Origin of the sequence: Gilliamella sp. App2-1 (assembly GCF_001690255.1) — a bacterium.
In the GTDB taxonomy this organism is placed as follows: domain Bacteria; phylum Pseudomonadota; class Gammaproteobacteria; order Enterobacterales; family Orbaceae; genus Gilliamella; species Gilliamella apicola_G.
On record NZ_LZGR01000053.1, the window covers coordinates 13,626 to 26,785 of the forward strand.

Annotated in this window: 12 protein-coding genes; 3 read left to right on the forward strand and 9 right to left on the reverse strand. The window is 35.8% G+C overall.

What is annotated here, in order from left to right:
* Positions 1–147 precede the first annotated feature (147 nt).
* The 5 genes from fis to A9G22_RS11850 are packed head-to-tail and all read right to left on the reverse strand — an operon-like array spanning position 148 to position 4,032.
* Positions 148–444, reverse strand: a complete 297-nt coding sequence (gene fis, locus A9G22_RS07255) for a DNA-binding transcriptional regulator Fis (RefSeq protein ID WP_034883623.1) — start codon at positions 442–444, stop codon at positions 148–150.
* A 7-nt stretch (positions 445–451) separates the two neighbouring features.
* A complete protein-coding gene (dusB, locus tag A9G22_RS07260; protein WP_065585937.1) occupies positions 452–1,459 on the reverse strand; it encodes a tRNA dihydrouridine synthase DusB in 1,008 nt (335 codons plus the stop codon).
* 36 nt (positions 1,460–1,495) lie between these two features.
* Entirely contained in the window at positions 1,496–2,362 is an 867-nt protein-coding gene (gene prmA, locus A9G22_RS07265; protein ID WP_065585936.1) for a 50S ribosomal protein L11 methyltransferase, read from the reverse strand.
* On the reverse strand, positions 2,337–3,788 hold the full coding sequence (panF, locus tag A9G22_RS07270) for a sodium/pantothenate symporter (RefSeq protein ID WP_075508600.1): 1,452 nt from the start codon (positions 3,786–3,788) through the stop codon (positions 2,337–2,339). The genes prmA and panF overlap by 26 nt, the downstream gene beginning before the upstream one ends.
* A gap of 7 nt (positions 3,789–3,795) precedes the next feature.
* On the reverse strand, positions 3,796–4,032 hold the full coding sequence (locus A9G22_RS11850; RefSeq protein ID WP_065639230.1) for a YhdT family protein: 237 nt from the start codon (positions 4,030–4,032) through the stop codon (positions 3,796–3,798).
* Positions 4,033–4,205: 173 nt separating this feature from the next.
* Here A9G22_RS11850 and ilvC point away from each other — a divergent pair, with 173 nt between their 5' ends.
* Positions 4,206–5,684 (forward strand): ketol-acid reductoisomerase, encoded by a 1,479-nt coding sequence (ilvC, locus tag A9G22_RS07280; protein WP_075508601.1) that lies wholly within the window; start codon positions 4,206–4,208, stop codon positions 5,682–5,684.
* Positions 5,685–6,004: 320 nt separating this feature from the next.
* Positions 6,005–6,577, forward strand: coding sequence for a cell division protein ZapC (locus A9G22_RS07285; RefSeq protein ID WP_218058776.1), 573 nt, complete (start codon positions 6,005–6,007; stop codon positions 6,575–6,577).
* On the opposite strand, the gene A9G22_RS07290 is transcribed toward A9G22_RS07285, so the two are convergent.
* Both A9G22_RS07290 and greB read right to left on the reverse strand, forming a co-directional pair.
* Positions 6,567–7,670: a YcbX family protein gene (locus tag A9G22_RS07290; protein WP_065585932.1), complete on the reverse strand. Its 1,104-nt coding sequence runs from the start codon at positions 7,668–7,670 to the stop codon at positions 6,567–6,569. The genes A9G22_RS07285 and A9G22_RS07290 overlap by 11 nt on opposite strands.
* Before the next feature lie 128 nt (positions 7,671–7,798).
* Positions 7,799–8,284 (reverse strand): transcription elongation factor GreB, encoded by a 486-nt coding sequence (gene greB / locus A9G22_RS07295; protein ID WP_065585931.1) that lies wholly within the window; start codon positions 8,282–8,284, stop codon positions 7,799–7,801.
* 44 nt (positions 8,285–8,328) lie between these two features.
* Between greB and A9G22_RS07300 the strand changes: the two genes are divergently transcribed.
* Positions 8,329–10,641: a Tex family protein gene (locus A9G22_RS07300; protein ID WP_075508602.1), complete on the forward strand. Its 2,313-nt coding sequence runs from the start codon at positions 8,329–8,331 to the stop codon at positions 10,639–10,641.
* A 124-nt stretch (positions 10,642–10,765) separates the two neighbouring features.
* Here A9G22_RS07300 and A9G22_RS07305 read toward each other — a convergent pair whose 3' ends face one another.
* Together A9G22_RS07305 and A9G22_RS07310 are read right to left on the reverse strand one after the other, a co-directional pair.
* Positions 10,766–11,632 (reverse strand): YjjW family glycine radical enzyme activase, encoded by an 867-nt coding sequence (locus tag A9G22_RS07305; protein ID WP_075508603.1) that lies wholly within the window; start codon positions 11,630–11,632, stop codon positions 10,766–10,768.
* Positions 11,607–13,154, reverse strand: a complete 1,548-nt coding sequence (locus tag A9G22_RS07310; protein ID WP_442899746.1) for a YjjI family glycine radical enzyme — start codon at positions 13,152–13,154, stop codon at positions 11,607–11,609. The genes A9G22_RS07305 and A9G22_RS07310 overlap by 26 nt, the downstream gene beginning before the upstream one ends.
* Between the last annotated feature and the right edge of the window lie 6 nt (positions 13,155–13,160).

A 13,160-nucleotide genomic window follows, 5' to 3' on the forward strand; every position in this document is an offset into this window, starting at 1 on the left:
TTTAGCAAACTTTTACTTAAAATTCATTATCAATATGCTTATTCATTTTGCATGATTAATTCTATGAACTTTTTTATTTATCAGTAAAAAAGCGCCCTACATGAAGGCGCTTTTTTGTCATATTATAAATTCTTAAATAATAGACGATTAACTCATTCCGTATTGTTTTAATTTTTTGCGTAATGTGCCGCGGTTGATACCAAGCATATTTGCTGCTCGAGTTTGATTGCCACGTGTATATTGCATAACCATATCAAGGAATGGGTGTTCAACTTCAGCTAACACTAATTCATATAGATCTGTAGGATCTTCACCATTTAATTGTGATAAATAGTTTTTTAAAGCTTGCTTAACTGAATCTCGCAAAGGCTTTTGTGTTATTTGGTCTTGAGAGTTTACAGTTGTAAATTTAAGTGCTGCAGCTGTAACGCGTTGTTCTGACATAGTATTTTTAACTCTTTGGGTTGTTTCTAATTTGACTAAAAAATGCTTTTAGAGTGTTTACTTGCTCACTTGTATTGCTAAGTACACTAAATAAGCGCCTGAATTGATCGCTGTCAGCATAATTCTTGGTGTACCAATTTACATGCTTTCTGGCAATCCTTAATCCTTTGTATTCTCCATAAAATTGATAAAGCTCATCAAGATGTGACAATACAACTTGTTCTACTTCATCAATAGTTTTATTATTTTGTAACTGTCCATGTGTTAAATAGAATGCAATTTCTTCAAATATCCAAGGTCGCCCCTGTGCCGCTCGGCCGATCATTATAGCATCAGCCTGCGTATATTGAAAAACATCTTTTGCCTGTTCAGGTGTACAAATATCTCCATTAGCAATTACAGGAATCGTAACGTTTTCTTTAACTGCTTTAATGGAATCATATTCAGCCACACCGTTGAATAAGCAAGCACGTGTTCTTCCATGAATAGTAATTGCCTTTATGCCACAATCCTGTGCAATTTGTGCGATTTCTATGCAATTTCTATGATCTTTATTCCATCCAGTCCGCGTTTTTAATGTTACCGGAACATCGACTGCACCGACAACTTTCTGCAAAATTTTTTTAATAAGTTCTGGATACTGCATTAAAGCAGATCCTGCCAATTTTTTATTGACCTTTTTAGCTGGGCATCCCATATTGATATCAATCAATTGAGCGCCATGCTTGACATTAAATTCGGCAGCTCTCGCCATTTCGTCGGGATCAGAACCAACGATTTGCACTGCACGAACACCAATATCCTCGCTTGCGATCATTCGCAAAGCTGATTTATCGGTATGCCAAACATCCGAATTTGCTAAAAACATTTCTGAAACTGTCATACCAGCCCCAAATCGATGACACAAATTACGAAATGGTTTATCGCTGATTCCAGCCATTGGCGCAGCAATTAAATTATTTTTTAATTTAATCTCACCAATGCTAAGCAAATTAAGGCCGGCTATATTACGCATTTTTTCTCTAACTTAAAAGGGGGTAACGTTATTTTTTTACTTTTTTTTACCAGTGATACGGCACCACTCATCCTGTTCAGCAACGGGATCTAATTCAAATTGAGGTTGATAAGCCATGCAAACGCTTGATGATTGAGTTGCTAAAATACCTGACAATCCTAGTTTACCTTGGGTTTTTACTAATTTACTTATATGTGGCTCAAGTTCTTTTAATGGACCAGCTAAAATATTAGCAACAAGGATATCTGCTTGTAAATTATTGGGAATATCTTTTGATAAATAAAGTTCTAGTTTTTGGCTGACATCATTACGCAGCGCATTGTCACGGCTAGCTTGAATAGCTTGAGGATCGATATCAATACCAATTACGCGCTTTGCACCTAATTTAAGTGCTGCAATTGCCAAAATGCCAGACCCACAACCATAATCAATAACTAATTTATCTTTAAGATCTAAACTATCTAGCCAAGTTAAGCATAACGCAGTAGTGGGATGAGTACCGGTGCCAAATGCTAAACCAGGATCTAACATGACATTGACAGCGTTAGCATCGGGCACATCGCGCCAACTTGGGCATATCCAAAGCCGTTTACCAAATTGCATAGGATGAAAGTTATCCATCCATTCACGTTCCCAGTCTTTATCTTCTAATTGTTCAATCTTATAAGAATATTGTTCAAGATTTAATATTGCTTTTAATTCATCGATATCTGTTTGAGCATCATATAGACCAATTACATCAGTATTACCCCAGAGTTTAGTTTCTCCCGGTAATGGTTCGAAAACAGGATTATCATAAGTGTCTTGAAACGTGACTGATGCCGCGCCAGACTCTTCTAATCGTTCGCTAATTTGTTCGGCAAGATCGTTAGTTGTATTAATTCTGAGTTGTATCCAAGGCATAGTTTTTTCCTGTATTACCAAACATATTGGCGATAATAAATACTACCAATCCAATAATTAAGGATGGGATAATTGGATGAAAAGCATAAAGCTTTATATTGTAAACAGCTAATAAAATATAGCTTATTGCACCAGCAAACATAGAACATAAAGCACCTGTTGAATTGGCTTTTTTCCAATAAAGTCCAAGCACTAATGGCCATAAAAATACGGCTTCAAGTCCACCAAATGCAAGCAAATTTAACCATATAATCATATTTGGTGGATTCCTAGCCGCAAAAATAAGTAATCCGCCAAAAATAAAGGTGATGATAACAGATTTGCGCGTTAACATTTTATCACTATAGTTTTTGTTATGTTTCATACTTAAAAATAGGTCTTTAATAATCACTGATGAAACTTGTAATAACTGGGCGTTAATTGTCGACATAATAGCTGCAAGTGGTGCAGCCAAAAAGATGCCAGCGGCTAATGGTGGCATAATGTTAATTATTAAGGTAGGAACGATTTGATCTGGAACAGTTAAATCGCTAATAATAGCTCTACCTAGTGCGCCAGATAGATGCATGGTTAACATAATGATTGTGACAACAATCGTACCAATAATAATACCTTTATGTACGGCTTTACTGTCTTTGTACGCCATGCAACGAACCGCTGTATGAGGTAAACCAACTACGGCAAAACAGACAAGAACCCAAAATGAAGCCATAAATGGAAAGTCCATAAAATTGTCAGGACCTTGTGGTGTGAGTAGTGCAGGGTCAATTTCATTCAAACGGTGAATAATTGCTGTTATACCGCCACCAGCATAAATAATAGCTGTTAATAGTAAGATGGCACCAATGATCATTACTAGGCCTTGGAAGGCATCATTTAAAATACTCGCTCTAAACCCACCAAAAGCGGTATAGATAACGGTACCAATACCAAAAATTAATAATCCGATATCATAAGAAATACCAACAGATGATTCCAATAATCGTGCGCCACCGACAAACTGTACTGTCATCGCGCCAATAAAAGCAACAACTAATGCGATACTTGCAAACCAAACTATGGTTTTACTTTTATAGTGTGCATAAAGCATATCACTTAAGGTTATTGCATTATATTGGCGTGCTAAAATGGCAAATTTTTTACCTAAAATACCAAGCGAAAGTAGCACAGTTGGGACTTGGATCATCGACAATAACACCCAACCAAGACCAAATTTATAAGCAGCGCCAGGTCCACCAATGAATGAGCTAGCACTTATATAAGTTGCAGCTAGTGTCATGGCGAGTAAAAAGCCCCCCATGGTTCGATTACCAATAAAGTAATCAGTAAATTCATTTACCTTTTTGCGTTTCACATAAGCATAAATTGATAACGCAAACACAAAAATAAGATAGATGACAAGCGGTACAATAATATCTAAATGCATTGTTTAATCACTTAGTTTGTTCTAATGAGATATTTTTGAATTGAAATTTTACAACCAAGCAGCAAAGTAATATAAAACCTAAAGGTACCATGATGCAAGATAATTCAAACCACAATGGAAGTCCTAAAAATCCTAGTTTATCGTTAACACAGTAAGCACAAAAAATCCATCCGAGAAGATAAATAAAAGTTAATAATAACGAAAGTTTAGCTTCTTTATTTGCTTGCTTATATCGAGCATCCATATTGATTGATTGGTGAATTGAAAGTGGCTTAGATTAAAAGAAAGTACTGAACTTAGCAAGTATATTGCAATTTATGCAATATTGTGTTGTTAATATATCAATTTTAGCAACATTAAAAGTACTATATAGTGGTTAATATTCGATTATGAATAACTCAACTCTTGGAGAGAATAATGTCAAACTACTTTAATACACTCAATTTACGTGAAAAATTAGAACAATTAGGCCAATGCCGTTTTATGACTCGTGATGAGTTTGCATCAGAAGCTAACTTTTTAAAAGGTAAAAAAATTGTCATTGTTGGTTGTGGAGCTCAAGGCCTTAACCAAGGTCTTAATATGCGTGATTCAGGTTTAGATATATCTTATGCATTACGTAAAGATGCCATTGCCGAAAAACGTGCTTCTTGGAAAAAAGCAACTGAAAACGGTTTTAAAGTAGGGAGTTACGAAGAATTAATTCCAACAGCGGATCTTGTTATTAACTTAACGCCTGATAAGCAACATTCAGCCGTTGTGCAAGCCGTCCTACCATTAATGAAACAAGGCGCAGCACTAGGTTACTCTCACGGTTTTAATATTGTTGAAGTAGGCGAAAAGATTCGTTCTGATATCACTGTTGTTATGGTTGCACCTAAATGCCCAGGGACTGAAGTGCGTGAAGAGTATAAACGTGGATTTGGCGTACCGACACTGATCGCAGTTCATCCAGAAAACGATCCAAAAGGTGAAGGGTTAGCGATCGCCAAAGCATGGGCTGCGGCAACTGGTGGACATCGTGCTGGTGTTTTACAATCGTCATTTGTTGCCGAAGTTAAGTCTGATTTAATGGGTGAACAAACCATCCTTTGTGGTATGTTACAAACTGGATCATTACTTTGTTTTGATAAACTGGTTGCTGATGGTGTCGATCCTGCTTATGCTTGTAAATTACTTCAGTTCGGTTGGGAAACAATCACTGAAGCATTAAAACAAGGAGGAATTACCTTAATGATGGATCGTCTATCAAATCCAGCTAAATTAAGAGCAAATGCCTTAGCAAAAGAATTAAAAGTGATTATGACGGATCTTTACCGTAAGCATATGGATGATATTATCTCTGGCGAGTTCTCATCAACCATGATGAAAGACTGGGCAAATGATGATGTTAACCTACTTAAATGGCGCAAAGAAACGGGTGAAACCGCATTTGAAAAAGCGGCTGAATATCAAGGTAAAATTGATGAACAAGCTTATTTTGATCAAGGCGTAGTGATGATTGCAATGGTAAAAGCAGGTGTTGAACTTGCGTTCGAAACTATGCTTGAATCTGGTATTTTAGCTGAATCAGCTTATTATGAATCATTACATGAATTACCACTTATTGCTAATACCATTGCGCGTAAACGTTTATATGAAATGAATGTGGTAATTTCTGACACAGCTGAATATGGTAACTATCTATTTGCTAATGCCGCTGTACCACTATTAAGAGAAAAATTTATGCCAATGTTGCAATCAGGCGATTTGGGTAAAGCGATCCCAGAAGGTAGTGTTGATAATGCACTATTACGCGATGTGAATGAAGAAATTCGTAATCATCCAATTGAAATAATTGGTCGCAAACTACGTAGTTATATGACAGATATGAAACGTATTAATGTTGCAAGTTAATTAATGATGATTTCATAAAATAAAAAGGTGCTGAAAAGCACCTTTTATATTCAAAATCTATAGCTAAACTTTATTGTAAAAAACTTTCAGGAAATCATATGTTTTAGTATAAAAATAAATTAATCTAAAGGGATATAAATTCATTAAAATAGATATAAATATGATTTAGTTTAGTTTATTTCGATTTTTTTCTTATATCTTTAAAGTTTTTAAAAATTATATAATTAAATGATTTTTGCTTTAACTTTTTATTTATTTTTTAACTAAGTTATGTTATCTTCTTGAATTAATTTAATTCACTTGACGAGGATAACATATCAATGAAAATGGCTTTTCGACCAACTGATTGTTGGCGTTGGTATTTTGACAGTGAATACGATAGTTTAATGCTTGAAGTTTCATCTGAAATGTTATTCCGTTCTTGTTATCCAAGTAAAATGTTAATCCCTGATGTTTTTGGAGAATTTCCATTTTCTGTTAGTGATGCAACGTCTTATTACCTATTTCGTGATAGTTGTCAGTTACTTAATTTGAGTGATTCACAAAAAATTGAACTATCCATTAATGCAATTGTGGCAGCTAAATTTTTAAAACCTCAAATGCCCAAAAGCTGGTATTTTTCTCAGCAGCCAATGCTACATACACCTAAAGTAGCCGATATTGTTGAGGTAAGTTTGCAAGATGGTGGTCAAAAGGTTTGTTTGATGGTTGTTGAAGCGGGTGAAAATGCATCGCTTTGTATTATTGCGCAACCTTCGTTTATTGCTATGAATAAAACGTTTGTGTTTTCTGAAGCAATTAAAGTGATGAATGATAGATTAATGCCCGTAAAGAAAAACTTAACTGAACAAAAGCTAGTGTTAGATAATTTAGGATTTAAAGCTATTTCTTAAGTAATCCAATTGTAATATCTCCCTTAGGTATACAGCTACAAGCTAAAATTTTATTATGACGTTTAATCGCAGATTGTGTTAATGCACTGACTTCACCTTGTTTTAATTCAACCAAACAACGCCCACAAACACCTGCACGACAAGAATAAGGTAAAGCTATTTTATGCTGTTCTAGCTGCTCTAAGATAGTTTGCTTATTATTAACTTTAATCGTTTTATCTTCAAAAGTGATTGTGCAAAGTTGTGCTTCACTTTTTATTTTCGGTGGAAAGGCCTTAATATAGTTTTTGGCTATTTGCCTTTCCATGATTTTTACTTTATCGTGAATCGAAATAGTTCCATGATTCCGAGCAATCATATTTACACCAAAATCGATTTGACCTTGCTCATCGGCTCTAAAATATCGTAACGTTTTAAGCGGTTCATTATTAGCTAATGGTTCTGCCGAATTGACATCAATTGTTGTTAGTACACAGCGAGTGCAAGGTTTAACAATATCAAAAATCACCTCACCAACTTTGATTGTTTTCCAACCATCTTCAGCAAAAGGCAGTGCACCTTGTATAATAATATTACCGCGAAATTGCCTAATATCCAGCTTTTCTGGGCATTGATGTTGTAAATATTCAAATGAAGCCTTGTTTAATAATAAATAGGGATAACCATCAGCAAAACTAACAGGTACTTCAGGATAACGTTTTGTTCGACGGGTTAATGGTTGACCGACCCATCGCAACTGTACATCTTTGTGCAGAATTTGACTAAAAAATTGGTTTACTCTTATAGGGGCAATATGTGAAGTAAAATAGTTTCCCCAAACTTCGGTTGGTGCATTGGATAATGAAAATTCATCAAAATTAAATTTTATCGTTTCTGTTAAAGATCGGGATACAAATACTTGATTTTTTATTACTGAAGTTTTTAGCTTTAAAAGCTCAGGATATTGCCTTGCGGTAATAAACGTGCCATCGGGTTCACTAATCATCAAAATGCGATCATACTCAAAGCCTCCATCAATGGTATTTGCCTTTTTAAGGGGTACTCCTTGCATCGATTTGATTGGATAGATATAGAGCTGATCAATAGAAATCATAATATATTAAATTAATTATAAATAGGTTGGCATAATTATATACTGAATGCCAACCTATTTGTAGGCAACAGGCGTCTGAAGTTAATTTAAAAAAAGAATGAGTATATATTTGTTGTTAAACACACGACTTAAGGCATCAACTCTTTATAGCTAATCTCTAGAATATAATAAAAAATTTTGCCATTTGGGGTGATAACGGTTATTTCATCATCAACTTTATGACCTATTAGTGCTCTTGCTACAGGGCTGTTAATTGAGATCCAATTTTTTTTAGGATCAAACTCATCAGCTCCCACAATGCGATAAACATATAGATTTCCATTTTCATCTTCTAATTTTACCCATGCACCAAAAAATACTTTGCCTTCTTGTCTAGGGTCTGGTTCAACAATTGTTAGTGTTTCTAATCGTTTGGTTAGAAAGCGAACTCGTCTATCGATTTCTCTTAACCTTCGTTTGCCATAGATGTATTCGGCATTTTCACTGCGATCACCAAGTGCAGCTGCATCCGATACCGTTTGGGTAACTTTAGGTCTTTCTTCTTTCCATAAATATTTTAGTTCACGATCGAGTGCTAAATAGCCCTCTCTTGTTATATAATTAGCTTTTTGCATGTTGAAGATAAATTCTGTTAATTGACAAAATATTCAGAGATACCATGATAAATAATCAAATTAGCCATATTATAGCTGGGGAACTCAGTGTAAAACCAGAACAAATTTTAGCTGCGATTCAATTATTGGACGAAGGTAGCACTGTTCCATTTATTGCTCGATATCGAAAAGAGGTAACGGGTGGGCTTGATGATACCCAATTACGTACTCTTGATAGCCGTTTAAGCTATTTACGTGAACTTGAAGATCGCAAGAAAACGATTCTAAAGTCCATAGAAGATCAAGGTAAACTCACGCCAGAATTAAGCAAAAGTATTACACAAACACTCAGTAAAACCGAACTTGAAGATCTCTACCTACCTTACAAGCCCAAACGTCGTACTCGCGGACAAATTGCCATTGAAGCAGGTCTTGAACCATTGGCAAATGACTTATGGCAAAATCCAATGCTTGCTCCGGAAATCGAAGCCGAAAAGTATATCAATTCAGACCAAGGCATTGCTGATACTAAATCAGCACTAGATGGCGCGCGTTATATTTTAATGGAAAGATTTGCTGAAGATGCGGCATTACTGGCAAAAATACGTCATTATCTTTGGAATAATGCTCATTTAGTTTCGCAAGTGGTGAGTGGTAAAGAAGAAGAAGAAGGCGCAAAATTCCGAGACTATTTTGCGCAAAGTGAACTTATTTCTAAAGTTCCATCTCATCGTGCATTAGCGATGTTCCGAGGACGAAATGAAGGTTTTTTACAACTCTCGTTAAATGCCGATCCACAATTTGAAGAAACACCAAAAGAAAGTTATTGTGAACAAATCATCACTGAATATTTAGATGTTCATTTTAATGATCAGCCAGCAGATAAATGGCGTAAAGCCGTTATTAATTGGACATGGCGCATCAAAATTCTAATGCACATGGAAACCGAATTAATGACAACATTACGTGAACGCGCCGAAGAAGAGGCGATCAACGTATTTGCTGCCAATTTGCATGATATGTTAATGGCTGCTCCAGCTGGTATGAAAGTGACCATGGGGATGGATCCAGGATTACGTACAGGCGTCAAAATTGCTGTTGTTGATGCAACCGGTAAATTAGTTGCGACCGAAACGATTTATCCGCATACAGGTCAAGCCGATAAAGCAGCCATGATAGTGGCATCGCTTTGTATTAAATACCAAGTCGAATTAGTGGCTATCGGTAATGGTACGGCATCGAGAGAAACAGAGCGTTTTTATCTCGACGTTCAAAAAAAATACCCAGAAGTTAAAGGTCAAAAAGTTATTGTCAGCGAGGCAGGGGCGTCAGTGTATTCAGCTTCTGAACTTGCAGCACAAGAGTTCCCCGATCTTGATGTATCGATCCGTGGTGCGGTATCAATTGCAAGACGATTACAAGATCCCTTGGCAGAGCTTGTTAAAATTGATCCTAAATCAATCGGTGTTGGTCAATATCAGCATGATGTAAGCCAAACTCAGTTAGCTAAAAAACTTGATACGGTTGTTGAAGATGGTGTAAATGCCGTTGGCGTTAATTTGAATACCGCCTCAATGATGCTACTTGCACGTATTGCCGGACTTAATAAAGTGATTGCCCAAAATATTATTGATTGGCGTAATGAAAATGGACAATTTACCGATCGTAAGCAGTTATTAAAAGTTTCGCGTTTAGGTCCTAAAGCCTTTGAACAATGTGCTGGCTTTTTAAGAATTATGGATGGTAAAAATCCGCTTGATGCATCCGCTGTCCACCCAGAAGCTTATCCTGTTGTAGAGCGAATATTAGAAAAAAATCACAAAACTTTAAAAGAAATCTTAGGCGATACAAACTATTTAAAATCACTTAACGCAGTCGATTATATTGATGACCATTTTGGTGTACCAACAGTCACAGATATTATTAAAGAGCTCGACAAGCCAGGCCGTGATCCAAGACCTGAATTTAAAACTGCTCAATTTGCTGATGATATCGAAACCATGACAGATCTAAAAGTTGGCATGGTTATGGAAGGCGCAGTAACCAATGTAACCAACTTTGGCGCTTTTGTGGATATTGGTGTTCACCAAGATGGTTTAGTGCATATTTCGGCACTGTCAGATAAGTTTGTTGATGATCCAAGAACAGTAGTAAAAGCGGGTGATATTGTGAAAGTTAAAGTAATAGCTGTCGATATCCCACGCAAACGTATAGCTTTAACTATGCGTCTTGATGATCCAACATCATTAACTAAGCAAGACAATAATCGATCCTCTAAGATTCGAACGCAAACTAGCAAACAAAATAGCCATAGTGCAACACTTGGAAATAGCGCAATGGGTAATGCATTTGTCGCAGCATTTAAAAAAGGCAAATAGAAAACTATTACATGTTTGCAAAATGTGTCTTAGTAATATAGTAATAAGTTAAATCAATCAAAAAGAAGAAGAAATGCCTTCCTCTTTTTGATAGTTTATATGAAGTAGTTGCTGGTGGAAAAAATTACAAATATACGGTTGGTAAGGTAAAGTGTTTTAATCCATTTTGCTTTAATTGTTCAGCAAAAATTTCGATTTGCTTTTTATTGGCAGATGACCATTTTTTAGCGATGCCACGCACCCCATGATTATGAAACGCATTAATTCTTATTCGAATATTAGGATTTAAATCGATCAAGAACTTGGCAATATTTTCTGCGTTATCTTGTAGATCGGTGTGTTCAGGAATAATTAAAAATCTCACTTCGTATAATTTGTTAATTTTTGCAAGGTATTTAATTGTTTCTTTTACGCGCAGATTGTCTCGCCCCGTTAGACTTTTATGGACATCATTATCCCAAGCTTTGAGATCAATCATCGCACCATCCATAATGTTTTCTACTTTTTGCCACCCAGTTTTGGCTAAGTAACCATTGCTATCAATAAAACAGGTAAGGTGTTTTAAATCATTGGTTTGTTTGATAGTACTAAATAGCTTTTCAACGAAGGGTAACTGCATTGTTGCTTCTCCACCACTGAGCGTAATACCATTTAAAAATGGTAGATATTTTCGAATGGTGATTAAAAGATCATCGACACTATATTTGTAAGTCATTGGTGTTGAATGATGTACGCAAGTATTAATACAAGTATCACATTGCTGGCAAACTGAAGTTTGCCATATAACTTTATAGTTGATAAAGCTTAATGCTTTATGCGGGCAAGACTTTACACAATTCCCGCACTCCGTACATAAAGATATAGTGTAAGGGTTATGGCAATTTAAACATTTAAAATTACATCCTTGTAAAAAAATGACAAACCGATTTCCAGGTCCATCAACACACGAAAAGGGTAACAGTTTATTAACGATTGCCCATGATTTGTTCATGACTAATCACTCGTGGTGTACGACATAAATAGCTATTATTTTCTTTGTCGTCGGCAGCTTCTGCTCCTAAAAGGGTTGTATTAATACGAGAACCTTCTTGTTTGTATTTGGCAATATCAGAAAGCCTAACCATATAACCAGTTACTCGTACCAAATCATTACCACTGATATTGGCGGTAAATTCTCGGAAACCAAATTTAAAGGCCGCTTTACAAATTTGCAATAATGCGGACGGATTATCTTTAATGGTTTCGTCAAGAGTCAAAATATCACTAATGCCTGATGTATAATAATGATGATGTTTAAACAATGCCATAATATGGGTAACAGGATCGGGCTCATGACCATAAGGAATTCGTAATCCAGGAGTTGCACCTCTGTCCGAACTAATGCCTGATTGGGCATGTAACATAGCTTTTCCTTTCCAAGCATATTTAATTTCATGACTATCAACAAATTCGGCTAGTTGTTTAGAGATCGTATTAGCCAGTTCATTAGCATCCTCATTTTTACCATAGCGTCCTGCAAAACCTGATTTTTCTTGCAAAATATTTACGGCTTCAGCCATCGCATAGATACCAAACATAGGCGCAAATCGATTAACTTCAATGATCCCTTCGTTAATTAAAAAGCTATTGCTAAAAAAGTTGGATCTTTCAAAAAGAAACGCTGATCTTTCTTTAATTAAATTCAATTGTAATTGACAGTAGTAAGGAAGGACATTTTGTAAAAAATCATCAATATTTTTACTACGTAATGCCACTTCTTTTAAATTGATTCTTGATAATGTGCTACCACCGCCCGCAATTGGTAGTGAATTATAACAACTTACTACACCATAGCCTTTGTCATCAAAATCTTTCTTGATCATCATATTATTGGCAATATGTGGTTTTGCAGTATCACAAATATTGTCAATAACCGTTAATAATAATGATTCTGGTGTGATGTTTTCATCATAGATAAAGGTTAAGTTTGGTGCGACTTGTTTTAACTCTTTATCCACGCGCAAGATTACACGACTGATAATATTATCGGTTGGTCCTATATTGGCATGCATAAAGGCATCGGGTAAATTTCGATCTAGCATTATCCAAAAATGTTTTAATCGCTGATAAAGCTGATCTTCTGTAAGACTGCCAACGTAAGGAAGTAATATTTGATCTAAACAGCCCAAATAAACTGGCATACCCGTTACTGAAGGCACATGATGATAAGCAATGGTGAGCATATTTAATGCATCATCAAAAGTTTTGGCTGGGTCAAGTTCAAGCCATTTTGAGCCTTGTTTTAAGAATTTAGTATAATCGGGTAGCACATAACGTGGTTTATACGGTGCGTGACCCTCATACATATCACAAATAACACGTTCATTTAAGGCTTGTTGGGTTTCACTATCTAGATCTACATAAGGCAGATTATTTTCCGCAGCAAGCGCAAGCAAGTTAGATTTTTGTTTTGGTGACAAGTTGGGATCTGTCACAATATTGTAACAATTTTGTTGAAATTCGGTCATGCTCATAATTGC